The sequence below is a fragment of the Aquimarina megaterium XH134 genome, assembly GCF_000520975.1.
GTDB classification, from domain to species: domain Bacteria; phylum Bacteroidota; class Bacteroidia; order Flavobacteriales; family Flavobacteriaceae; genus Aquimarina; species Aquimarina megaterium.
In genome coordinates this window covers 1-25,704 of record NZ_JACB01000071.1, presented here as the reverse complement: position 1 = coordinate 25,704, position 25,704 = coordinate 1, and the positions used below count along the sequence as shown (strand labels likewise).

The window sequence follows — 25,704 nt, the reverse complement described above, 5'->3', positions numbered from 1 at the left end:
ACTTAATTCTCCTGTATCGGTTAACTCAAAAAGAGCATCACTATTTTTAGTTAGTGTAAATGTAAGTGCTTTGTTTTCTGGATCTGTGGCTGCTACTTTACCAATAACTGTATCATCTGCAATATCTTCTGCTGTAGTAAAGGTTTGAGCATTGATCTCTGGTGCTTTATTGACTATAAGGGGTGCTTGTGGTTGTTCATCATCATTGCTACATGAGAATGTTACCAATACCATAAGTAGTATAATTCCTTTTGTTAAATATATTTTCATAATTAGATTTTATTTTGGTGTAATTTTTTGAGATGCTACTATTTATCTTGAGCGTACGAATAAAGTGTTAAGTTTTCATGGCAAACTGCAGAAAACACTATGCCTTTATTTTAAGAACAATCTCAAGTAAATAGGTCTAGAAGAATAGGTGTATTCTCTAAATTAATTAAGTTAATATGTCAAATACTTTAATTTGGGCAATCAAAATCTTGATTAGTATTTGCGAAGAAATAGTTTACATTGTAGTTTTTTTTCATGATATATTTGGATTTAAATTATACGCCAAAAATATCTCATTACTCAATTTTAATTTTCACCCGTTTAGGGTGATTTTTTTATAAATTTATTTTGACACTTTTGAAATCTATATTTAAACTATTAAATAGTAAATTTTAAAGTGTAGGTTTATTGTACTAATCAGGTGTTTAATGCTAATAAAATATATCGACAATCAATAATACTATCTATTTTAGATTACTAATTTTGTAAAAACATAATCATATCTATGTCGAGATTTTTTATAATATGCTATACTCTTGTCCTAAATGGTGTGATTCTTAATGCACAATCTCAGTTTTTCAAACATTTTACAACAGATAATGGCTTACCTCATGATATTACGTATCAAATCATTCAAGATCAAGAAGGGTTTATATGGATGGGTACAGATAACGGTTTAGTAAAGTTTGATGGAAATCACTTTAAATCGTATAACTATAAAGAAGGATTAGACTCTTCGTTTGTTATAGATATAATTGAAAACAGTGCTAATCAATCCTTTTATATAGCCACATGGGGAGCAGGAGTTTATCAATTAAAAAATGATAGTATTTATCACACTTCTGTTGGCCAAAAAAAATTAACAAAGATTGATAAGATACATTTATTATCTAATAATTTGTTATACGCAAACGTAAATAGATATAATTTTTCGATTTATGATTTTGATAAAAATGAAACTAAAAATTACTATCTAAAAAATAAAAATAAGGAAAAACAACAACTTTACTTAGATACAGTTTTCCCGAAAAACGACTCTACAAACACCTCAATACTGTCTAAAGAAAGTATTATAAACGATACTCTTTTTATACATTCAAGCTTCCAAGTAGATCACTTTACTAATAATGTTAAAGGTGTATATACACTAGACACCAAAACTTTGAAAGTTAATTCTATTTTTCATGAAGTAAAAAGTAAAAAAATCTATACCATTACTAAAGCAGACAGCATGTTTTTTTTGGGTGGACTAAATACTATTTATAAGTACAAAAACGATAGAATGATCGATAGTATCGTACTTCCAACCAATATGCAAAGAACTATTATTGACATACAAGTAAAAGACTCTATTTTATATTGCATAGGTAAAAGTATAACAGATGCAAGTAGAGTCACCCTGAAATATAATTTAGAGTCTGAAAAACTTATTGATGTATCAAAAGAGATAGGTATCAAAAGTATGGTTTCAGATAATTTAATAGATAAAAATGGTAATCTTTGGATTACAACATACGGAGAAGGAGTCTACATGCTTCCTAAGGATCCGCCATTTTTTTTAGGAAGTAACACATTTATAAACCATGATCTAAAGGATATTGAAAAACTTGATAGCGCCTTATATGTTTTATCTACAAATCGATTATATAAAATCAAGGATAAACAAATTTTAAGCTCTATTAATATTACTGAACATCGTGAAAAAATTCAGGCAAATAAAAACAACCATAACATTAACATATTTGGAGGTTATGCGGGTAAAAAATATAAAATTCGGGGAACACCAGTTAATATTGTCACTACTAAACAATTTGAATTACGAACTGAAGATGGTAACACCCTCATTTCCAATAAAAATGTTAACCATGGAGGGGAGCTAAATGCCTATAAAAATGGTGAGAAAATATACAGTATTACCTTTAAAAGAGATTTGCTAAAAGAGGTTTATTTACATAAAGGTAAACTTTACATTATTCGGGATAATCAACCAGGTATAAGAATTTATGATGCCTATACAGGAACGCTAATTGAAACCTGGGATAAAACAACAGGTTTCCCTTTACAAAAAGTAACTAAAGTATTATTTCATAATCACAAAATGTGGATTGCTTCAAACAGAGGTTTATTTATCGTAGAAGGAAATGAGATACAAAATAAATTTAGTGAGCAACAAGGACTCCTAAGTAATCATATTAATGATATCTATTTCGATCAACATAACATATTATGGATCGCAACTCAAAGAGGTGTAAACATTTATAAAAATGATATTGTATACACTCTAGATAAGGATTCGGGGCAAAAATCTTCTTTTGTAACCGCAATTATGGAGTTAGATGATTACATATATATATCAGGTAATAAAGGGATGTTTATTAAAAAAAACCTTTATCCTTTTAAAGTCAAATCTAACACAGATATTATCATTAAAAAAAAAGGAGTAAACTTTATTGTTAACCCAATAAATTATTTAAATCCCAATAGTACAAAAATACAGTATAAAATAAATAATGACTCTTGGAGACATTTAAATACAGATACATTATTGTTGCAACACTTAAATCATGGTAATCACAAAATTCAATTTAAATATAAAGACGGACTAAGTGATTGGAAAATAAATTCACCGCAATCTTTTTCCATTTATCATCCCTGGTACGAACGTCCCTGGTTTATTACTTTTCTTGTAATTATAACTTCGATCTTACTTCTCGTTATTATCAGCTTAAAATTAGAACAAAGTAAAGCAAAGAATTCTTTCCTAAAAGCTACATTACACGAAAGAGAACTTTTGAAAAAAGAATTGGCTAACGTTCATAAAAATATTGCTCAGGATTTTCATGATGAATTAGGAAATAAAATTGCTAGTATATCGGTACTCTCTAATCTAATGAGTAAAAAAATGAAAGAGAATACCAAAGAATTTAAACAGATAAAAAAAATCAATAGAGATTCTAATTCTTTATACTCTGGAATGAGAGATTTTATCTGGTCCTTAGATCAAAATAGCAATGAGTTAGATCATGTTTTTTGTTATCTAAAAGACTTTGGAGAAGATCTGTTTTCTAATTCTGACATCACTTTTTATGTAGAAAACCTGGATATATCCAGGCAGATTTCGCTCCCTTACTATTGGAGTAAACAGCTTATTTTTATTTTTAAAGAAGCGATGACTAATTGTATAAAACATAGCAAAGCCACAGAAGCTGTACTTCATCTAAATATTCAGGATAACATATTGATAATATCATTGCATGATAATGGAATTGGGTGCACTATTGAATCCCTGAAACGAAAAAACGGATTAGTCAATATGACTGAAAGAGCTAAAAAAATTAATTCAGTATTAGACATTAAAAATGAAAATGGACTCAAAATATCCTTTGTAGGAAAGTTAAATCCATAGTTTTGTACTAATACCCTAAAAATCAATAATGAATTCGAAAATAAAAATACTAATTATTGAAGATAATAGAGTTTTACTCGACTCTTATAAAGAGATTATCAATGAGACCAAGAACTTTTACACAATCGGTGCTTATAGTAATTGTGAAGAAGCTATTTTAAATCTAAAAAACGATAATCCTGATATAGCTCTTATTGATATACAGCTCCCCGGGATAAATGGGATTGAAGGGTTAAAAAAAATGAAAAATATCAAATCAGACCTTCTTTCAATAATTATTACAGTACATAATGACACAAAATATATTTTTGATGCTTTATGTGCAGGAGCTATTGGATATTTAACTAAAAATACTGAACCCGATGAATTGATTAATGCTTTAAATGAAGCATATCGTGGAGGAGCACCGATGAGTGCTTTAATAGCCAGAAAAGTGGTAGAATCTTTTGTTTCACCCAAAGAGAAAGATCTGTCTGATAGAGAAAATAGTGTTTTACAACTACTTGCCAAAGGAAAAAGCTATGCTTCTATTGGCAAAGAGCTTAATGTTTCTATTAATACCATAAAAACTCATACCAGGAATATCTATGAAAAACTACAAGTAAACAGTAAAGAAGAAATTATAAAGAAGTACAACAATTAGTTAATACAGAACTATCAATTCTTATAATCATAAAAGTGAAGACCAAATCTATTCGCCATCAATTATTCCTTTTATCGTATTTGCCATTACTCTGGTTAACTCCTTCCTACTATACCTTCCTACTCCTATAACATGAGATGCTAATGTTCCTTTTTGAAACTGAACAAAATATTCGAGTATTTGGGCTTTTATCTTTTCATATTCTTGATACTCAAAAAAAGTACCCGAATTTGTTTCCGAAATTAATCTTGATACATCTGCTCCTTTAGGACCAACAGCAATAATAGGTCTTGTAGATACCATATATTCAAACAATTTACCGGGTATAATGCATCGGGTATCTTTACTATCGATTTCAATCAATAGTAAAACTTGCGAACTTCTTTGAATTTGGATAGCTTCCGTGTGTGGTACATAACCTTTCAGTTCCAAAAAATCTGATAATCCGGCTTCCCGAATTGAAGACAATACATCATCACTAACAGCTCCTACCAATTGTAATCGAAATACCGATGAAAATGCTTTATTTTCCTCAATCAAATCATATAAGGCTTTCCAAAGATTCTTTGGATTTCTACCAGATAATAACGATCCTATGTGTGAAATAGTAAACGTAGTATCCAAAACTGTTTCGGGGATCGATTCTTTGTCATAGCCATTAGTGATTACAGAAATTGGAGTATCTGTAATCTCTTTAAACTCTTTTTTTGTTGTAAAACTGGTAACAACAACATGATCGGCAGTGTTTAATACTGCCTTCTCCATAGATGTATGCTTTTGCATAGATCTCTTTGTAAGTTTCAGCTTATCATGATATCCAATGGTAGTCCAGGGATCTCTAAAATCGGCAATCCACTTTACTCCTGTTCGTTGTTTCAACTCCTGCCCTATCAGGTGCATGCTATGAGGTGGACCCGTAGTAATTATGGTATTAATTTTATTTTCTGAAAGGTATTTCTGTAGGTAGGTAACCGACGGTTTTACCCAGAACTTGCGGGCATCGGGAATAAAAAAATTACCCCGTATATACAATAACAGTCGCTGTACAAAAGACTGCTTTGCTGCACCAGCAATAATACCTTTACTTATTGTTTTGGTCTCATTTTTAGAAAAAACCTGCGCAAAACGATATGGTTCAAAAATAGGTTGTTTTAGTACTTCTATTCCTTCAGGAATTTCAGATAATAAAGAAGTATCTTCTAGAGGGTATGTAGGATTTTCGGGCACATATACTATTGGTTCTATATCAAAATCTCTAAAGTACTTAACAAACTTAAGCCACCGCTGTACTCCAGGACCTCCTGCAGGTGGCCAATAATATGTAATGATCAGGATCTTCACGATATACCTTACTTATCTTCTTTTGTTAAAGATAGCAAACTCCCTGTTTTCTTATATTGAAAATACAATCCGCCAAGCACCAGTAAAACAAAAAGAATAGAGCTCGTAAGCGTAATGGTACTTCCTGTTTTTACAACCTGAGGTTCGAATTTAAATTCTATCGAATGCTTTCCTGCTGGTACTTTTAGGCCCCTTAACATATAATCTACCGGGTATATAGGTGTAGTTTCGCCATCAATATATGCGTTCCAGCCATCTTTATAGTATGTTTCAGAAAAGACAATAAAACCTGGATTAGCAGCATAGACATTATATGCCAGATGATTAGGTTGGGTTTTAGAAATTGATACTGTAGAAATACTATCTTTATTAGGTTTAAAATCTCCTAATTCGTTTTGATAATCTTTTCTAATAACCGCCGTCTTTTTGGTATCTATAGTATTTAATGATTCAAATTCCCTTTTATAATTGTCTACAAACTTTAGCTCTTCAACAAACCAGGCTGCTCCATTAATTGAAGGGTTTTGCTGAACGTCTAGTTGTCCTTCTTTATTTTGTTGAATTACATATTTTACGTTAAGCATATTAATTACTTCCAGATTACCTTTGGCAATATGGCCAAAATAAAGGTCTTCCATTTTTCTGGGGCGTACTGCAGTATACCCATTAATAGAATTAAAGAAGTAATTCGTGTGTGAATTATTAAAACCTCTAGCCTGATCTAATACTCTAAAATAGGATTCGTCTTTTAGAATTTCTTTATCCACCGCTGTTGGTTCAAAATAATTTCTGTATTCACGCTTAGAGATAAAACCCTCATTATCAACACTACGTCTATCTACGCTAACCAAATCTATTAGAATTAGTGCTCCCAATGCGATAAGGGTAATATTTTCTGAAAACTTTTTCTTTAAACTAAGCCAAAGGACACCTCCCATTAGAATTATAAACAGAAGTGAACGCAAACTATCACTTTTCATGATTGCAATTCGATCTTCTTTGATAGCATCAAAAATAGCAGGTTGTTCAATCCCTAATCGAACTTCTGAAGATGACTTGAAACTAAATAAACTTCCTCCAAACAGCCAAAAAAGCAGACACAACCCTCCAAAAACTCCTAATGAAATTAAAAATTTCTTTTGCCTTTCTTCAATAGATATTTTGTCATTAAAGAATCGATGCAGCCCAAAAACAGCAGCAATAGGTATTAATAACTCTAAAATAACCTGAATACTTGATACTGCTCTAAACTTATTATAAAAAGGTACATAATCAATAAAAAATCGTGTTAGAAATTCTAAATTCTTACCCCAACTTAAAGCGAGAGATAGTATCATTCCTGCCAGTAGCCACCAGCGAAGTCTTCCTTTTACCAACAACAACCCTAAAAGAGCTAAAAACACTACTGTTATTCCTAAATATGGAGGAGCTTCTACAAAAGGTTGTTCTCCCCAATATAGGCCTGTAACTTTAGCATAATAATTAGCTTGTTCTCTTGGCTGTCCTAATTCAATCAATTTTTGATAAAAGGCAGAATCTGTACCCAAATCAGATGCTCTACCTAATCCCATTAATTTAGGAACAAAAAGGTTTAGTGATTCTAATTTACCATAACTGTATTCTGTAATATATTCATAATCCAATCCGTTCTTTTCTGAAGAAGTCGCTGTAGTTTCTGCCAATAAGTTTTTACCTCTAATACTGGTATCAACATATTCTGATGTAGATAATAAAGTTGTTGCATTTGTCGCCAATCCTAATAATACGGCAAGTACTAATGTACCTACAGATTTTAAAAAATGTGGAACTTCTTTTTTTCGTATAGCGTCGACAAAATAAGCTACCCCCATGACTAGAGTAAGTAACCCCAGGTAATATGTCATCTGATAATGATTGGCTTGTATTTCTAAGCCCATGGCCAGTGCTGTCAATAAAAATCCCCAAACATATCTTTTCTGAAAAACCATTATAATTCCTGAAAGAACTAACGGAAAGTAAGCAATAGCATGTGCTTTAGAATTATGCCCCACTCCTATTATGATAATTAAATATGCAGAAAACCCAAAAGCTAACGCTCCCAAAATAGCAATTCTCCATGGGATACGCATTACAAGCATCAAAATATAAAAGCTAAGCAAGTAAAGAAAAAGATAATCTGCTGGTCTAGGCAAAAAACGAATCAAACGATCCAATTTATCCATATAATCATGCGGAAATTTTGCTCCTAGCTGATATGTAGGCATTCCTCCATAAGCAGAATTATTCCAGTACGTCTCTTTACCGGTATTAGTGCGATAATCGTTTTGTTGTTTAGCCATACTCTCATAATGCTTTATATCATTTTGATAGAGCATTTTCCCACTTAATACTGGGTTAAAATAAGCTAATGAAACTATTACAAAACCTAAAACGACAAGAATATGAGGTAAAAATCTTTTAATTAAAGACATGATGTGTGTGAGTTTACTAATAAAGAGCCAAATTAATCAATTTCCTCATAATCGATATATTCTCCTACATCTTTATTAGAATAATTTTGTTTCGATTTTTTTTCAATAGTTACCTCTCCTTCTGTAGACTGCCGGGGTTGTTGATATTGATCAAATTGCTGTTTAAATTTCTCTCCAGCTTTCTTTGTAACATATCTAAGCAATAGAGGACCAAATAACCGCGTTATTATCTTTAGTCCATAATATACTAAGATTATAATGAGAATTATCTTTAATACCCCTTGTAGTGATGCTTCCTGCATAACATTTTTTTTCAAAAATAATGAACTCTGTATACAATTACATGTAGACAGTCCTAAAAAAATGATAAAATCTGCTATATTTGAACCAAATCTATTGAGTATGTACCCTAAGTCTATTCTGTTATTAATTATCACATTTCTATGTACCCTAACGGTTTCTGCACAATATACCGAGAAGATCAATACCAATAGACCTGGTACATCACAGGGTGCTTTCTCGGTTGGTAATAATGTTTTACAATTAGAAGGTGGTTTTGGTTTTGGAAAAGAAAAACATAAACTCCTTAATACAAAGACAAATGTTTTTAAGTTCGATTATTCTGTGCGATACGGTTTATTAATCGAACAATTAGAACTTAGACTAAATGGTACATTTAGAGCAGATGGAGTAAAACAAACTATTGGAGGTAATGAAGAAAAAATAAAGAGAAGTAACTTTGAAGTAAATACGATTGGTGCAAAATATTTGATTTATGATCCATATAAAAAGCCAAAAAAAGATTCTACTAATTATGATGAATTAAAAAGCTGGAAAGAGCGTTATAGATTTAAGTGGAAAAGCTTAATCCCTGCAGTTTCTGCTTATGTAGGAGCTAATTTTGTATCAAAAGACAACCCTTTTACCGCACCAAATGATGATACCTTTAGCCCAAAGATTGTATTAATGACCCAGAATAACTGGACTACGAGTATGAATGGGAACTGGGTATTAGTAACTAATTTGATTGTCGATAAAGTAACAACAGATGACCCGATTATCGGTTGGATTATTACTTCTACTCATACAATAAATGAAAAATGGGCTGCTTTTGGAGAATACCAAGGGCAAAAAAGTGATTTTTATAGTGATAATATTCTTAGACTCGGAGGAGCCTATTTATACAATAAAGATTTACAGCTGGATGCAAATATTGCTTTCAATTTTAAAGATACCCCTTCTATTTTTACTTTTAGTTTTGGAGCATCTTATCGATTTGATTGGCATACCAAAGATGAGATCATCGAGCAACCAGGATTAGAAGGCGGCATTAAAGAAGGAGAGAAAGAAGAAAATGAGGATGAGGGAGAGAACGAAGAAAATGAACAAGATGGGCTTGATGAACTTGAAGAAGGTGAAGAAATAGAAAACGATAGCCTTAAATTAAGAAAAACTCCTTTTGTTAATGATTTTGAAGATGATGGTTTTAGAGAAGCAATCGAAAGCGACCTTGATCAAAGACGAACTGAAGAACGATTAGAGCGTGAGCGTATTGAAAACGAGAAAATAGCTAAAAAAGAAGATAAAAAATTCAGAAAAGAAGAAGCTAGACGTCTAAAACGTGAAGCAAAAGAAGCCAGAAAAGCTGAAAAAGCTGAAATCCAAGCCGAGAAAGAAAAGCAAAAAATGATCAATGATATTGATGCCGAATTGGATAAAATGGAGAAAGAACAAGGTGTGGATCAAGAATTACAAGATATAGATAAAGAGCTTCAGGAGCTCGAAAAAATGGAAAAAGAGTTAGATTCTGGTAATCAAGAAAAGGAAGAGAAAAAGGAAGAGAAGAAAGAAGAACAAAAGGAAGAGGAAGATGTAGATGCTGAATATGAAAAGTATCAAAAGGAACAAGAAAAAACTAAGAAAGCAGAAGAAAAAAGAAGAAGAAAAGAGGAAAAAAGGCGTCAAAAAGAAGAGAAGAAAAGGAAAAAAGAAGAACAAAAGCGCAAAAGCAAAGAAGAAAAGGATAATAAAACCGATGATTCGGACCTTGATAAAGAATTAGAAAAAATAGATCAGTAATTAGTGATAAAAAGCAGGAATAAAACTCTTTAAAGCACCTAAATAAAGAATCTAATGCAATTATTACTAAAATGATCTGTATGCAACCATAATATTTAATAAAAGGATTATATATTTGTGATGAATTAGAGATGATATATGATTACGATTAAAGAAATTACTTCAAAAGGAGATTTAACAACGTTTGTTAAATTTCCTTTTGAATTATATAAAGATTCCCCATACTATGTGCCTTCTATTATTAAAGAAGAAGTAGATGTGATGAATCCAAAGAAGAATCCTGTTTTTAGAAACTCTGATGCAAAATATTTCTTGGCTTACAAAGGCGATACCATAGTAGGAAGAATCGCTGCAATTATAAATTGGATTGAAGTAAACGAACAAAAAAAACCAAAAGTGCGTTTTGGATGGTTTGATGTTATTGATGACATTGAAGTAACTAAAGCATTATTAGAAAAAGTTTCAGAATATGGTACTCAACATGGTTTAGAATATATGGAAGGCCCCGTAGGTTTTTCGAATATGGATAAAGCAGGAATTCTAATTAAAGGATTCGAAGAGTTAAACACCATGATTACCTGGTATAATTACCCTTACTATTCTAAACATATGGAGCAGCTTAATTTTGAACCAGCTGCTACATGGGTAGAATACAAAATAAGAGTTCCGAAAAAGACAAAAGAAAAGGTAATAAAATTTGCTCAGGTAATTAAAGAACGTTATCAGCTTAAGCTTCTTAAATTTAATAAAAGTAAAGAAATACTTCAGTATGCAGATGACATGTTTGATCTGCTAAACAAAACCTATAGTAGCTTACAAACTTTTGTTCCTATACAGCAGTACCAGATAGATATGTATAAGAAAAAATACTTACCCTATCTAAATCCCGAATATATTACCTGTATTGCTGATAAAACAGGGAAGCTTATTGCATTTTCGATCGTAATGCCTTCATTTTCTAAGGCTTTGAAAAAAATGAATGGTAAAGTATATCCCCTAAGATTTTTACATATCCTAAAAGCACAGCGCAGAAATGATACAGCGGCTTTTTACCTTATAGGAGTTGATCCAGAATACCAAAATAAAGGAGTAACTGCACTTATCTTTAAAGAAATGAATGAAGCTTTTCTTCGTAATGGGATCGAAGTTGTCGAAACTAATCCCGAACTTGAAGAGAATAAAGCAATCCAAGCCCTTTGGAATGGTTATGAGCATGAGCAACATAAAATGAGACGAACGTTTAGAAAAAGTATTTAGCCTCTATTACTTTATTTACATATCGATGTACTAAGAATTATAGCCTTAATTTTATACATAAGATTATTAATACTTAGTTAAATAATGAATAGCTAACACTATCTTCTTAGATTTTATCTATTTTTAATAAGACCAACATTTTTACTTGTAATGAGTAGATATAAAACTTTGACATAAAGTCTGAGTGTCTTTAAAAAAATCAGAGTTTTCAAATTCTTAAAACTATAAATCATGTTAAAAAACATTTTAAATGTAAATGGAGTTAAAAAGTTAAAAAAACAAGAACAGACAACCATTATAGGAGGGTATCGAGGTCCGGATATCTGTCTACTCCTTAATTGTGCTGAAAGGCTTGATGGAAAATGTCGTTGTGAAAATGGAAAGTGTGTATTTGACAGACATTATTGCAAATAGATAAAATGACCATAAAAAAATCCGCTAATTATTCTTAGCGGATTTTTTATATATTATTATTTAAGCAATTTATTCACCCATTGCTGCAGCAACAGCGGCAGACATACGTTTATAAGTTCCGTTTTCTAATCGTTCTCGTATAGCAGAAAATGCATTAAGTGTTTCTTCTATATCCTCTAAGGTATGAGAAGCTGTAGGAATTAACCTTAATAATATTAGCCCTTTTGGTATAACTGGATATACTACAATAGAACAGAAAATCCCATAATTTTCTCTAAGATCTTTTACCAGAGCCATAGCTTCAGGAATACTTCCTTTTAAATATACTGGCGTTACGCAACTCTGAGTAGTTCCTAAGTCAAAACCTCTTTCTCTAAGTCCATTCTGCAAATTATTTACATTCTGCCATAGTTTAGCTTTTAGTTCGGGCATTGTTCTAAGCATATCCAAACGCTTAAGAGCTCCTATTACTAATTGCATTTGCAATGATTTTGCAAACATTTGAGAACGTAAATTATATTTTAAATAATCTATAATCTCTTGATCGGCAGCAATAAATGCTCCTGTACTCGCCATAGATTTGGCAAACGTAGCAAAATACACATCGATTTGATCCTGAATACCTTGCTCCTCACCTGTTCCTGCTCCTGTTGCTCCTAATGTACCAAATCCGTGTGCATCATCAACAAACAATCTAAAGTTATACTTTTCTTTTAAAGCTACAATTTCTTTTAGTCTTCCTTGCTCTCCTCGCATTCCAAAAACGCCTTCAGAAATCAGTAAAATCCCTCCTCCAGTCTTTTGTGCCATTTTGGTAGCTCTCATCAAGTTTTTATCAATACTTTCTATATCATTATGTCGATACGTATATCGCTGTCCTTGATGTAATCGTACTCCATCAATAATACAAGCATGTGCATCTACATCGTATACTATGATATCATCTTTACTTACCAGCGCATCAATTGTAGAAACCATTCCCTGGTATCCAAAATTTAATAAATATGCTGCTTCTTTATCGACAAACTCTGCTAATTCATCTTGTAATTGTTCATGAAGATCTGTATGCCCGCTCATCATCCTAGCTCCCATTGGATATGCAGACCCATAAGCTGCTGCCGCCTCTGCATCTACCTTACGAACTTCTTCTTTATTTGCTAATCCCAAATAGTCATTGATACTCCAGGTAATTACTTCTCTCCCTTGAAACCTCATTCTATTTGATATAGGTCCTTCTAGTTTAGGAAAAACAAAATATCCTTCTGCCTGATCCGCCCACTTTCCTAATGGCCCTTTGTCTTTATAAATCTTATCAAATAAATCTCTCATTTATCAAAAAATTGTTTCTTATAAGTGTGCGAAAATACGGAAAATTGATTTGATGACATAATTATATTCAATTTCACTTTTATAAAGTGCTATTTTAACACTTTACAAAATCTACTACACAATGAACCATAAATATTTTAATGATTTCTTGTAATTTAATAAATAAAATTGATATCAACAATTGAAGAAATAGGAACCATATTATGAAAGTAATATTAAAAAAAAAAGCATCCCGAAAATATCGAGATGCTTATCATTTTATGTTATATTTTTTTATTTAATGAATTGCACTTTTGTTGCGTCAATTTCATTTTTGCTATCAAAAAATCCTTGTTCTGTCATCCAATCATCACTAAATACTTTACTCATATATCGTGATCCATGATCGGGAAGAATAATAATAACATTACTATTTTCATCAAATTCACCTTGCTCTGCAAGTTGTTTTACACCTTGTATAGCTGCTCCACTTGTGTATCCCAAAAACAGGCCTTCTTTTTTCACTAATTCTCTAGCAGTATGTGCACTATCCTCATCACTAACCTTTTCAAATTTATCAATAACATCAAAATCTGTTGCAGTAGGGATTAGATTTTTACCCAGACCTTCAATTCTATAAGGATATATTTCTTCCTCATCAAATTCTCTGGTTTCGTGATATTTCTTTATAACCGATCCGTAGGCATCGATTCCCAATACACGTACATTACTATTTTTTTCTTTCAAAAACCTTGCAGTACCAGAAATAGTTCCTCCAGTTCCGCAACATGCTATAAAATGTGTAAGCTTACCACTAGTTTGCTTCCAAATTTCTGGTCCTGTAGAATTATAATGGGCATCAATATTTAATTCGTTAAAGTATTGATTTATATATACAGATCCTTTTATTTCTTCATGAAGTCTTTTTGCCACCTGATAATAAGATCTTGGATCATCTGCACTTACATGGGCAGGGCATACGTACACCTTTGCTCCCATATTCTTAAGCATTGCTATCTTATCCTTAGAGGATTTAGAACTAACAGCAAGAATACAATCGTAGCCTTTGATCACGCTAACCATTGCTAAACTAAAACCTGTATTACCACTTGTTGTTTCAATAATGGTGTCACCAGGTTTAAGAATACCTTTTCTTTCTGCTTCTTCTATAATATAAAGTGCAATTCTATCTTTGGTGGAGTGTCCCGGGTTAAAAGATTCTACTTTTGCGTAGTAATTTCCCGGAAAGTCTTTCATAATTCTGTTTAGTTTTATAAGCGGTGTATCGCCAATAAGCTCTAAAACATTATTATAAGCCCTAATATCTTCTCTCATATAATTGTGTTTTACAGATTCGTGGAATAAAATGGGGGTCCACTAACTGTTACAAAAACGGTACGAAGTTACATTATTTTTTTTAATTACTCTTGGATACCTTCTAAATCTAATAAAAAGGCATATTCTTCTGCCACTTCTTTAAGTGCTTCAAATCTTCCTGAGGCTCCTCCATGTCCGGCTTCCATATTTGTATGTAATATTAATAAATTCTTATCTGTCTTTAACTCTCTTAATTTTGCTACCCATTTTGCTGGTTCCCAATATTGAACCTGAGAGTCATGTAAACCTGTATTTACTAACATATTAGGGTATTCCTGAGCTACAACATTATCATAAGGAGAATATGACTTCATATATGTATAATATTCTTTTTCATTAGGATTACCCCATTCATCGTATTCTCCTGTCGTTAAAGGAATACTGTCATCAAGCATTGTACTTACAACATCTACAAAAGGTACCGATGCTACGACACCGTTATATAATTCTGGCGCCATATTAACTATTGCTCCCATCAATAATCCTCCTGCAGAACCTCCCATAGCATATAAATGATTGGTAGAAGTATACCCTTGTGCTATTAAAGACTTTGAACAATCAATAAAATCTGTAAATGTATTTTTCTTTTTAAGAAGTTTTCCATCTTCATACCAGGATCGTCCCAGATATTCGCTTCCTCTTATGTGAGCAATGGCGTAAATAAATCCTCTATCCAGCAAACTTAATCTCGCCGTAGAAAAATAAGGATCTATAGTTGATCCATATGAACCATAACCATATTGTAATAATGGGTTACTTCTATCTTTTTGTAATCCTTTTTTATATATTAAAGAGATAGGAATCTTAGTTCCATCCTCGGCTGTTGCCCATACTCTTTCTGAAACATAATTACTTTTATCAAATTTACCACCAAGGACTTCTTGTTCCTTTTTTACTTTTTTCTCCTTAGATTCCATATCAAAATCAATTACCGAATTGGGAGTGGTAAGAGAATTATAAGAGTATCTTAGGCTTTTGGTATCAAAATCAGGGTTTGTACTTACATAAGCGGTATAGGTTTCATTATCAAAAGGAAGGTAATAATCAACAGTACCGTCCCATCTTTTGATATTAATCTTATTTAAACCATTATTACGCTCGCTAATAACTAAATACTCTTTAAAAATCTCTACATCTTCTAGTAAAACATCTTTTCGGTGTGGTATGACATCTTTCCAGTTCTCTTTGGCAGTATTATCCTCAGATACCTTCATTAGCTTAAAATTAGTAGCTTCGTCTGCATTGGTTAACACATAGAAATGATCATCATAATGTGCTATCCCATATTCTATTCCTCTTATTCTTGGCTGAAAAACTTTAAATTCTCCTGTAGGATCATCAGCTCTTAAAATTCTATATTCTGAAGTTAGCGTACTACTTGACCCTATTACAAGGTATTTTTTAGATTTGGTTTTATATACAAATGTAGAAAAGGTCTCATCTGTTTCATTAAAAATCTCTACATCATCGGATACTGGAGTTCCCAGAATATGCCTGTAAATCTTATTAGACCGTAATGTTTCATTATTTTTTTTTGTATAAAATAAAGTTTTACTATCTGTAGCCCAGGTACTGCCACCAGTTGTAGTTTCTATAGTCTCTGGATATATCTCACCTGTTACAAGGTTTTTTATTCGTATGGTATATTTACGTCTACTTACGGTATCTACACCAAATGCAGCTAACTTATTATCAGGACTAATACTAAGTCCAGATAATCTATAATAACTATATCCTTCAGCTTCTTTGTTACAATCAAAAAGAATTTCTTCTTCTGCATCAAGGCTTTCTTTTTTTCTGGAATATATAGGATAATCTTTTCCTTTTTCGAAACGAGTTAAATACCAATATCCATTTAATTTATACGGAACTGAAGAATCATCCTCTTTAATACGACTTTTCATTTCTTCAAAAAGGTTTTCCTGAAACTTCTTTGTATGAGCAGTCATCTTATCATTATAGGCATTCTCTTGCTCTAAATAATCAATTACCTCCTTATTTTCACGATCATTTAACCAAAAATAGTTATCAACACGCACATCATCATGTTTTTCTAGATTTGTTGGTTTTTTAGCTGCTATAGGAGGTTGAACTTTAGAATCCAATGTCGTCATGGTATTTTATTTACAAGAAGTTGCGAAAATAAGAGATAATAAGAATATAATGAATGAAGTTTTCATAATAATCTTGTTAGTTTATTAACAGCCAAAGTACTAATTTTGTATTTATAAATTTTAAAAACACATACACATGTTTGGAGATATGATGGGGATGATGGGTAAATTAAAGGAAACCCAGCAAAAAGTAGAGGAAACTAAAGAAAGATTAAATACCGTTTTGGTAGATGAAGAAAGTTCTGATGGTTTACTTAAAATTACACTCACCGCTAATCGAGAAGTTAAAAAAATCGCTATATCCGATCAACTATTAGAAGACAAGGAACAGCTAGAGGATTATTTAATTTTAACTTTAAATAAAGCTATCGCAAAAGCAACACAGGTTAATGAAACAGAATTGGCTGCAGTTGCTAAAGAAGGTATGCCAAATATCCCCGGGATGGATTTATTTAAATAGCCCTGTCATCAATTAAAGGGTATTGGGCTTTAAAAAAGTGCAGTTAGCTATTTTTATATTTTTCTTTCTCCTTTTAATTCTATAATTTTAACAAAAGCTAAAAAATTAACTAAAATCTGACAATATGTTTGAACTCAAAAATAAGGAAGGGTCTAGCTATCATTTTACCTTAAAAGCTAAAAACGGACAAGTTATCTTAAGTAGTGAGGTTTACAATAGTAAATCTGCTGCAGAAAACGGAATTGCATCGGTTAAGAAAAATGCATCTGAAGATGGAAGATATGAGCGTAAGACAGCAAAAAATGGTAAATTCTATTTTAACCTAAAAGCAGGTAATGGCCAGGTAATAGGTAGCAGTCAGATGTATGCTTCTGAATCTGGAATGGAAAATGGCATCAATTCTGTTAAAGAAAATGCACCGGGTGCCGATACTAAAGAAATTTAATTTTTTAAGTGTTTATAAATAAAGCTGTTCATTTATAAATGAACAGCTTTATTTTTATTCAAAGTAACCAAAGTTAGTAGTTCTAAAAAGTATTCATGTTTTTCCTGGGTATACTCCAAATGCGTTACAAGTCTTAATTTACCTTGCCCCATTCCATAAAAATGAACGTTTTTTGATGCCATTTCTGCAATAAATTCTTCTTCATTTCCATCTATAACAAATATAACTATATTGGTATCTACAGGTTCTACCTGCGTTACAAAAGGTAGTTTTTTTAGTACTTCACCAATTTCTTTGGCTCTTTTGTGATCTTCTGCTAATCGATCGATATGATGTTCTATAGCATATAATCCGGCAGCTGCCAAATACCCTAACTGGCGCATTCCTCCTCCTAATATTTTTCTGATACGAATTGCATGTTCCATAATATCGGTATTACCGACTAAAACAGACCCTATTGGTGCTCCCAGGCCTTTACTTAAACAGACAGAGATAGAATCAAAAACTTCTCCGTATTGGATAGCACTTTCATTCTTAGCCACAAGGGCATTCCATAATCGTGCTCCATCCAAATGATACCCAAGATCATGCTGATCACATACCTGTTTTATTTTTTTAATTTCTTCAAAATCATAACATGCTCCGCCTCCTTTATTGGTCGTATTCTCTATACACACCAAGCTTGTTAACGGGCTATGATAAAAATCTGGTGGATTAATTGCTGCTTCTACCTGCTCTGCTGTAACCATCCCTCTATGACCATCTAGTAATTTACATGATACGCCACTATTAAAAGAAACTCCTCCTCCTTCATAATTATATACATGAGCAAATTTATCGGCTATCAATTGCTCGCCTGGTTGTGTATGCAATTTAATAGCAGCCTGGTTTGCCATACTCCCCGAAGGGAAAAACAATGCAGTATCTTTACCAAACATTTGTGCTACCTTTTCCTCTAAAGCATTTACGGTAGGGTCTTCTTTATACACATCGTCCCCTACCTCAGCATTCATCATCGCAGCAAGCATTTCTGGAGTAGGTTTGGTAATGGTATCACTTCTAAGATCTATTTTCATTTTTTTATTATACTATATGATTTATATTGCAATCTACTCGACCAATAAAAATAATGCTATTTTTGTGAATAGCACTAGCATATTGCTCTAAAATAAATGTTCCTTCAAAAAAATATTATGTATAGGTTTTTTATATATTGTTTTTTACTGCAATTTCTTTTTACCCCAACCTCATTAAAGGCGCAACACTATACAGATTCACTACCGCAAAAAAGTTATAAAGAATTACAAAATCTTTTTTTAGAAAATCGTAATGTAGATTCTGTAAAGGCAAAAAAGATTTTGAAGGTTTATATAGAAAAAGCAAAGAAAAATTTAGATACTCTAAAAATAGCACAAGCCTTTCGACTTTATTGCCTGGATAAAAGTGAGGAAAATAAACAACCCTATTTAGATAGTATCATAGCTATTACTAAAAATAAACAAAATAAAAACTATCCTGCTTTTGCTTACCACAGGAAAGCACAATTTTTTCTACATCAACAAAGAAATATTGAAAAGACATTAAATAATCTTAACCTGGCTCGTAAGTATGCAAAATTGAATAACAATATTCGTCTTTTATACAGAATAAAACATCACATTGGCATTATTAAAAGTGAGCATTTAAATGAAAAAGAGGAAGCTTTGGCTATTTTTAAAGAGTGTGAAAAATTTTATAAAGATAACGACAAGTATATCTATAGATATTTATTTACACTACATGTAATTGCAGAAACGTATATAGGTCTAAAAAAATACGATTCTGCATCATATTATAATAACCTGGGATATAACAAAGCTGTAAATGGTAGTGATGTCGAGCAAAACAAAATGAAGGCCTATTTTATTTTATGTGAAGGGATCAACCAATATACCCAAAAAAAGTACACAACCTCTATTGACAGTATAAATAAAGCTATACCTACAATGATAGAATATAACGATATCTCTAATATAATTGATAGTAATTTTTATTTAGGGAAATCGTACTATGACCTTGGGAATAAAGAAAAAGCAATACCGCTTTTTAAAAAAACAGATTCTATATTAGCAACTTTAAATTCTATCCCACAATACAAACATGTTAAAACCTATGAGTATTTAAAAAATTATTATAAAGAAATAAATGATCTAATCAACCAAAATAAATATTTAGATAAGTTAAATACTGTATTAGATAATTATCTAAATGATCAGATTTTTATTAGTAGAAAAGTAAAAGAAGACTATGACATTCCTTTGCTAATTGAGGAACAACAGGTAATCATAAAAAAACTAAATAAAAATAATGATACTTATATTTCGGGATTATTGATTTCGGGAATACTTTTATTAATTTCTGGTGGGTTGATCTACTATCAGTATCGAAAAAGACGATTGTATAAAATTAGGTTCGAACAGCTGATTATCGATTCTAAATCAAATACACATACACCTCATTCAAACCAAGAGATTAAATCTACGAAAAGCTTGGATTTAAAAGTACCTGAAAAACATGTAACTTATATACTGAGTAAGCTTGATGAGTTTGAAAAAAACCATGATTTTTTGAATGTTGGAGTAAGTTCTCAATCTCTAGCAGATGATATAGAAACCAATGTTAAATACTTGTCACGAGTGATTAATCATTATAAAAATAAGAGTTTTACCAGTTATCTAAATGAGTTACGAATCACCTATGCTGTAAAAGAACTACAGGAGAATGTAATGCTACAAAAGTTTACTATAAAAGCTATCGCTAGCGAGTTTGGATATAACAGTGCTGAGACTTTTTCTAACGCCTTTTACAAACAGGTAAAGATAAAACCTTCTTATTTTATTAAAGAATTAAGAAAGGTAAAAAATGATAAAGAAGCTCCATTTATTTAAGTTATTAACGCTTCTTAAAAACACGAAATTCCAGAATTCCGTGTAATGTAAATAATTTTTCCATTTAAAAACAACGGTTTTTACATACATTCGTGATCAACTCACAAAACAACAAAACATATTACGTCATGAAAAAAAAATCACTCAACACAAAAAAACTTACTTTAAAAAAATTTGAAATTTCTAAATTTAATGATTTAAGTAAAATTCATGGAGGAGGCGGAGGCAGTACACCGCAAAATGGAGTTGCTCGATGTGTCTCTGACTCTTGTGGAAATGGAGCAGATTGCGATTCTTCTATTCATTTGATTATAAGATAAATAGTTTCAAAACCATTTTTAACCATGGTTTTTACATACATTCGTGATCAACTCACAAAACAACAAAACATATTACGTCATGAAAAAAAAATCACTCAACACAAAAAAACTTACTTTAAAAAAATTTGAAATTTCTAAATTTAATGATTTAAGTAAAATTCATGGAGGAGGCGGAGGCAGTACACCGCAAAATGGAGTTGCTCGATGTGTCTCTGACTCTTGTGGAAATGGAGCAGATTGCGATTCTTCTATTCATTTGATTATAAGATAAATAGTTTCAAAACCATTTTTAACCATGGTTTTTACATACATTCGTGATCAACTCACAAAACAACAAAACATATTACGTCATGAAAAAAAAATCACTCAACACAAAAAAACTTACTTTAAAAAAACTTGAAATTTCTAAACTTAATGGATTAAGTAAAATTTATGGAGGATTTCCAGGAGGAGGTAGTACACCTCAAAATGAGGCTGGCTGTGCCTCCCAATCTTGTAAGCGTAATAATGATTGTGACACTATTTATGTGGATAGAAAATAAACAATTTTAAAAACCACCCTCTACAATTTCATATAATACCATATCTAATTAGATATGGTATTCTTTTTTACAACAATGTCATCAAACCGCTACAGCAACATCTGGTATTTTTACTTCTAGTAATTGGCCGTTTTGTAATGCAACTACTCGATCTGCCATTGCAATGGTATCGGGTCTATGAGCAATAATTATTCTTGTAATGTTTAATTTCTTTACTGTAGTATTCACTACAGACTCTAACCCTACATCAAGATGTGAGGTAGCCTCATCGAGGAACAATATTTTAGGTTTTTTGTATAGAGCTCTTGCAAGTAGCAATCTTTGTTTTTGCCCACCAGACAAGCTACTTCCCATATCTCCAATTAAAGTATGATATCCCATTGGCATTGCCATAATATCTTGGTGTATAGCCGCCATCTGCGCACATTGTTCTATCCACTCCTGATCAAAATCAGGATCAAAAAAGCAAATATTATCTGCAATACTACCCGATAATAGTTGATCATTTTGCATTACCGTACCTATTAAATTTCTATACGTTCGTAGCCCCACTTTTCGGATATCATATCCATCAACAAGAATAGTCCCGGTTTCTGGTTTTAGTAACCCCAACATTACTTTCATTAATGTTGTTTTTCCGCATCCCGATGCTCCCACTACTGCTATAGAGCTCCCCTCCTCTATTTTAAAATTAAGATTCTTAAATAAATACGGTTCATTATCAGAATATCTAAAACTAATATTCTCCAGATCCAGTTCTCCTTTTACCTGTGGCAACTGCCTTTTACCATCGATATCTTCTTCTTGCTCTGTAAGGATGATATCTCCCAGACGTTCCATGTGAAGGGAAAGCATTTTAAATTGTATAAATTTATTAACCAAAGCAGAAGCTTTTTCTGTAAACTGACTTTTATAAGACATAAAAGCATATAGCATTCCAATAGTCATCAAGCTATCCATCACTAATGAGGCAGCCAGATAAATCACAATTATATTTTCGAGTCCAAATAAAAATCCATTAATAAAGTTATAACCGATATCTAATTTGCCAATTCGTATACCAGTATTCATAGCATCGGCATAATAATTATGCCACACGGTTTGTCGTTGACTTTCATTACCAAATAGCTTAACACTTTGGATACCTCTAACGGTTTCCATAAAATTAGAATTCTGTTTGGCATCTGCTACGATAGCTTCTTCTTTCAATTGCCTATACGGGCGATACAATGCTAATCGCACTATTATATATAATGCTACAGCAGCCAGAACAATAAATGCAAGTGTTATGCTGTATATAAACATCATAACCAGAAGCCCGATAGCCATTATACCGTCTACAACGGTTTCAATAAGACCGGTAGTTAATAATTGCTTTACATCTTCCAGAGATCCGAATCGGGAGATGATATCACCAATATGTCTTTTTTCAAAGTAATCCATTGGCAGTTTTAACAAATGCCGTAACAGATTTGCTGCCATTTGGATATTGAGCTGTGTTCCCATATACAAAATAACGACTCCGCGTAACGCAGTTACTGCCAAATTAACCAGCTTCATAAGACCAAAACCTAATGCTAGTATCAACAATAAATCCAAGTCGCGGCTAATAATAACATCATCTACTACTAACTGCATATAAAATGGAGTTGCTATCGCAAATACCTGTAGTAACAATGACAATACCAGAATTTGTGTCAATACCCTCTTTAAACCTGTAATTCTACTCCAGAAATCAGATAATTTTGCTCTTTTTGAAATTTTTTCTGGCTTAAAATCAGGTGTAGGTGTCAATTCTAATGCTACTCCTGTAAAATGCTTCGAAACTTCTGACAGTTTCATTATCCTTTTTCCAACGGCCGGATCGTGGATAGTGACTTTATTTCCTTTTACTGAAGTGAGTACAACAAAATGATTTAAATTCCAATGTAAAATACATGGAGTTTTTAATTGCGAAAGCTCCTCTAATTCAAGGCGTAGCGGTCTGGAGCTAAACTGAAGGTTATCTGCTAATTTTATAAGCCCTTGTAGCGTTGCTCCTTTTGCAGATATAGAGTATTTACGTCGTAAAGCATTGAGGTCCAACTTATGTCCATAATAATTAGCGACCATAGCTATAGAAGCTAGCCCACACTCTGCTACCTCTGTTTGTATGATGACAGGGACTCTTTTCCCCAAGCCGTAATGAAGTAAATGAATTGGATTTTGCATATACTATAATTTTCCTTTTAGACTATATATAGGTTCTAACAACCATTGTCCCAGACTGCGCTCTTCTAAAATAATATCTGCTGCTACAGACATTCCTGATTGCAATGGCATTTTTTTACCATATGCATTAATAGTTTGTACATCTAGAGCAACTTTTATGCGATATACAGGTTCTTGCATAGGAATGGGTATAGTAACCTCGTTTGGGCTAATAACCGCTTCTGCTATTTGCTCAATTTTACCTTGGTACAATCCATATCGTTGATACGGAAAAGCATCATATCGTAATAATACCTGCTGGTTCTTTTTTACAAAACCAATAGCTCTCGAAGGCAAAAACAATTCGGCATACAGTGTTGTATTTTCTGGTATGATGGTTAGTATCGGTACAGCAGAAGATACATTTTGCCCAATATTAACCTGGGTTGAAGTAATACGACCATTTACAGGAGCTTTAATCATATAAGAATGGCTATTTTTTAATTCTATAAGACGTTCTTCTTTTTGTGCCAGCTGATTTTGCAATTCTTTTAATCGGGTACTTTTGCGTAAAGGAGATTGCTCCTGCTGCTTTCGTATATTGGCTATTTCTGTTTTCTTATTGATTTGTAATCTTTTGGTAGCATTAAAAGATGCCTTAGCACTAAAATATATACTTCTTTTACTACTAAGGTCATCTTCAGAAACTAGCCCTTTTACTCTTAGTTGCTTATAGGTATTCCATTGGTTTTTTGCCAGTTGTACTTGTTCTTTCTGGTTTTGTAATTGCTGATTGATCTGGTAATATTCATTCTTATGATTTATAAGAATGGTAGATAATCGGCTACCTTCGCTATCTAGCACTTGAGTTTCATCAATAATTCGTTGTTCTAGGTTTATTTTTTGTTGTTCTAGTCGGGTAATTAATTGTTGATTGATACTAATACTATCTTTTGTACCTCGTTCTGTAGTAACTTCGAGTAGGTTTTGGCCTTTACTAATTTTTTGACCATCTGTACTATGTTTTTTATCGATAACTCCATTAAATGGAGCATACACTCGCACTAAACCTTTGTCGGGTACCAAATATCCTGTTACCATCTCACGACGGGCAAAGGTTCCGAATGCTAAAAAAAGCCCCACCATCGTAACTACAAAAACCAGTATACCTGTAAATATCCAAAATGATATGGGTCGTATTAATAAAACATCTCCCAATAAACGTTGGGTGTTATTTTTTATGGCTTCTTTACGAAATAGTGGGGAACTCATAAGCTTTATTTAGTGAATTCTTTGTGTGAAATTTTCACATTCAAAATTATTAGATTGCCTTGTTGGATTTGTCGGGAAACTAATATGACAGGTCGGAGTACAAGAATCTACCACTCCTCCTTTTATGGTATTCATTTCAAGGTTTGATATGGTACACTTATTAAGGTTCAGTTTTTTAATTTTATTGTTTTTCATGATATCATTAATTTTATAGTATTATTTTTTTTATCGTTTCAATAAAAGATTACATACAGGCCCAATTATATAGGCCTGTATGATATTAAAGTATTAGTCTTCAGACATACTACCTACAACTGCACCAATAATAGCACCTACTATAGCTCCTATTGGTCCTCCTATTGCATTACCGATGCCTGCACCTGTAGCTGCACCACTTGCTGCATCACCACCATTAACTTCTTGTACTTCTTCAAATTTTAAATCTCTCATATTTATGATTTTTATTACTAAATTTATTTAGTGTTATTAAAAAATATATCAGAATATTCAGATACTATATTAATCTCCTTGTACTTGATCACCAACATATCCACCAGCAGCACAGCCTATTGTTTGACCATAAGTACGGCCTATATTCATTCCTATATAAGTCCCTACTAATGTTCCTACAGGTCCAAACAATGAACCTATTGCACCACCGATGTATCCTCCTGCTGTTTGACCACCAACTTGTCCAGCCACGGCTCCAGCTACACAACCTACGGCAGCACCTTCAGCAGGGCCTCCTCCGATTTCCTGAATTTCTTCAAATTTTAAATCTCTCATTTTTATAGTTTTAAATTATTAAACATAAATTTCTATCTAAGCGCTTCAATACCATCAAACTTAGTAGAACAAATAGGTTCTATGCAACAGGTTATATTGGGTA

General features: G+C 32.2%; 23 protein-coding genes. 10 read left to right on the top strand and 13 right to left on the bottom strand.

Going from position 1 to position 25,704, the window contains the following annotated elements; genetic code table 11:
- Positions 1-270 (bottom strand): hypothetical protein (locus tag Z053_RS0126645; RefSeq protein ID WP_025668028.1); only part of this gene is annotated, 270 nt, incomplete at its 3' end.
- Between the two features lie 505 nt (positions 271-775).
- On the opposite strand from Z053_RS0126645, the gene Z053_RS0126640 reads away from it, so the two are divergent.
- A complete protein-coding gene (locus Z053_RS0126640; RefSeq protein ID WP_035097001.1) occupies positions 776-3,676 on the top strand; it encodes a sensor histidine kinase in 2,901 nt (966 codons plus the stop codon).
- A gap of 28 nt (positions 3,677-3,704) precedes the next feature.
- Positions 3,705-4,319 carry a response regulator gene (locus Z053_RS29435; RefSeq protein WP_035096999.1) on the top strand — a complete coding sequence of 205 codons (615 nt, stop codon included), beginning with the start codon at positions 3,705-3,707 and terminating at the stop codon, positions 4,317-4,319.
- Positions 4,320-4,367: 48 nt separating this feature from the next.
- On the opposite strand, the gene Z053_RS0126630 is transcribed toward Z053_RS29435, so the two are convergent.
- The 3 genes from Z053_RS0126630 to Z053_RS0126620 are packed head-to-tail and all read right to left on the bottom strand — an operon-like array spanning position 4,368 to position 8,412.
- A complete protein-coding gene (locus Z053_RS0126630) occupies positions 4,368-5,663 on the bottom strand; it encodes a glycosyltransferase family 4 protein (protein ID WP_025668026.1) in 1,296 nt (431 codons plus the stop codon).
- A 5-nt stretch (positions 5,664-5,668) separates the two neighbouring features.
- A complete protein-coding gene (locus Z053_RS0126625) occupies positions 5,669-8,110 on the bottom strand; it encodes a YfhO family protein (protein WP_051476156.1) in 2,442 nt (813 codons plus the stop codon).
- Between the two features lie 32 nt (positions 8,111-8,142).
- Entirely contained in the window at positions 8,143-8,412 is a 270-nt protein-coding gene (locus Z053_RS0126620; RefSeq protein WP_025668024.1) for a DUF4834 family protein, read from the bottom strand.
- Between the two features lie 100 nt (positions 8,413-8,512).
- Between Z053_RS0126620 and Z053_RS30570 the strand changes: the two genes are divergently transcribed.
- Positions 8,513-10,189, top strand: coding sequence for a transporter (locus Z053_RS30570; RefSeq protein ID WP_152538404.1), 1,677 nt, complete (start codon positions 8,513-8,515; stop codon positions 10,187-10,189).
- Positions 10,190-10,327: 138 nt separating this feature from the next.
- On the top strand, positions 10,328-11,446 hold the full coding sequence (locus Z053_RS0126610) for a GNAT family N-acetyltransferase (protein ID WP_025668022.1): 1,119 nt from the start codon (positions 10,328-10,330) through the stop codon (positions 11,444-11,446).
- Between the two features lie 483 nt (positions 11,447-11,929).
- Here the strand turns inward: Z053_RS0126610 and Z053_RS0126600 are convergent, their stop codons facing one another.
- From Z053_RS0126600 to Z053_RS0126590, 3 genes are all read right to left on the bottom strand, one after another.
- Positions 11,930-13,189 (bottom strand): aminotransferase class I/II-fold pyridoxal phosphate-dependent enzyme, encoded by a 1,260-nt coding sequence (locus tag Z053_RS0126600; RefSeq protein ID WP_025668020.1) that lies wholly within the window; start codon positions 13,187-13,189, stop codon positions 11,930-11,932.
- A gap of 273 nt (positions 13,190-13,462) precedes the next feature.
- Complete coding sequence (locus Z053_RS0126595; protein ID WP_025668018.1) at positions 13,463-14,503, bottom strand: PLP-dependent cysteine synthase family protein; 1,041 nt, start codon at positions 14,501-14,503, stop codon at positions 13,463-13,465.
- An 86-nt stretch (positions 14,504-14,589) separates the two neighbouring features.
- A complete protein-coding gene (locus Z053_RS0126590) occupies positions 14,590-16,659 on the bottom strand; it encodes a S9 family peptidase (protein WP_081748346.1) in 2,070 nt (689 codons plus the stop codon).
- A gap of 136 nt (positions 16,660-16,795) precedes the next feature.
- Here Z053_RS0126590 and Z053_RS0126585 point away from each other — a divergent pair, with 136 nt between their 5' ends.
- Complete coding sequence (locus Z053_RS0126585) at positions 16,796-17,119, top strand: YbaB/EbfC family nucleoid-associated protein (RefSeq protein ID WP_025668016.1); 324 nt, start codon at positions 16,796-16,798, stop codon at positions 17,117-17,119.
- A gap of 124 nt (positions 17,120-17,243) precedes the next feature.
- Positions 17,244-17,564 carry a YegP family protein gene (locus Z053_RS0126580; RefSeq protein WP_025668015.1) on the top strand — a complete coding sequence of 107 codons (321 nt, stop codon included), beginning with the start codon at positions 17,244-17,246 and terminating at the stop codon, positions 17,562-17,564.
- A gap of 32 nt (positions 17,565-17,596) precedes the next feature.
- On the opposite strand, the gene Z053_RS0126575 is transcribed toward Z053_RS0126580, so the two are convergent.
- Positions 17,597-18,640, bottom strand: coding sequence for a threonine aldolase family protein (locus tag Z053_RS0126575; RefSeq protein WP_025668014.1), 1,044 nt, complete (start codon positions 18,638-18,640; stop codon positions 17,597-17,599).
- 117 nt (positions 18,641-18,757) lie between these two features.
- On the opposite strand from Z053_RS0126575, the gene Z053_RS0126570 reads away from it, so the two are divergent.
- The 4 genes from Z053_RS0126570 (at position 18,758) to Z053_RS0126555 (ending at position 21,353) form a co-directional block, all read left to right on the top strand.
- Positions 18,758-20,491 carry a helix-turn-helix domain-containing protein gene (locus Z053_RS0126570; protein WP_035096997.1) on the top strand — a complete coding sequence of 578 codons (1,734 nt, stop codon included), beginning with the start codon at positions 18,758-18,760 and terminating at the stop codon, positions 20,489-20,491.
- Positions 20,492-20,619: 128 nt separating this feature from the next.
- A complete protein-coding gene (locus tag Z053_RS0126565) occupies positions 20,620-20,811 on the top strand; it encodes a hypothetical protein (RefSeq protein WP_025668012.1) in 192 nt (63 codons plus the stop codon).
- A gap of 79 nt (positions 20,812-20,890) precedes the next feature.
- Positions 20,891-21,082, top strand: coding sequence for a hypothetical protein (locus Z053_RS0126560; protein WP_025668012.1), 192 nt, complete (start codon positions 20,891-20,893; stop codon positions 21,080-21,082).
- 79 nt (positions 21,083-21,161) lie between these two features.
- Entirely contained in the window at positions 21,162-21,353 is a 192-nt protein-coding gene (locus tag Z053_RS0126555; RefSeq protein ID WP_025668011.1) for a hypothetical protein, read from the top strand.
- Positions 21,354-21,434: 81 nt separating this feature from the next.
- Here Z053_RS0126555 and Z053_RS0126550 read toward each other — a convergent pair whose 3' ends face one another.
- The 5 genes from Z053_RS0126550 to Z053_RS0126535 all read right to left on the bottom strand — a co-directional run bounded on the left by Z053_RS0126550 (position 21,435) and on the right by Z053_RS0126535 (position 25,601).
- Positions 21,435-23,564 carry a peptidase domain-containing ABC transporter gene (locus tag Z053_RS0126550; protein WP_025668010.1) on the bottom strand — a complete coding sequence of 710 codons (2,130 nt, stop codon included), beginning with the start codon at positions 23,562-23,564 and terminating at the stop codon, positions 21,435-21,437.
- A gap of 3 nt (positions 23,565-23,567) precedes the next feature.
- Complete coding sequence (locus Z053_RS0126545; RefSeq protein ID WP_025668008.1) at positions 23,568-24,815, bottom strand: HlyD family secretion protein; 1,248 nt, start codon at positions 24,813-24,815, stop codon at positions 23,568-23,570.
- 9 nt (positions 24,816-24,824) lie between these two features.
- Positions 24,825-25,010 carry a TIGR04149 family rSAM-modified RiPP gene (locus Z053_RS30925; protein ID WP_074405920.1) on the bottom strand — a complete coding sequence of 62 codons (186 nt, stop codon included), beginning with the start codon at positions 25,008-25,010 and terminating at the stop codon, positions 24,825-24,827.
- A 93-nt stretch (positions 25,011-25,103) separates the two neighbouring features.
- Positions 25,104-25,265 (bottom strand): Blp family class II bacteriocin, encoded by a 162-nt coding sequence (locus Z053_RS30920; protein WP_074405919.1) that lies wholly within the window; start codon positions 25,263-25,265, stop codon positions 25,104-25,106.
- 69 nt (positions 25,266-25,334) lie between these two features.
- Positions 25,335-25,601 carry a hypothetical protein gene (locus Z053_RS0126535; protein ID WP_025668006.1) on the bottom strand — a complete coding sequence of 89 codons (267 nt, stop codon included), beginning with the start codon at positions 25,599-25,601 and terminating at the stop codon, positions 25,335-25,337.
- Positions 25,602-25,704 lie beyond the last annotated feature (103 nt).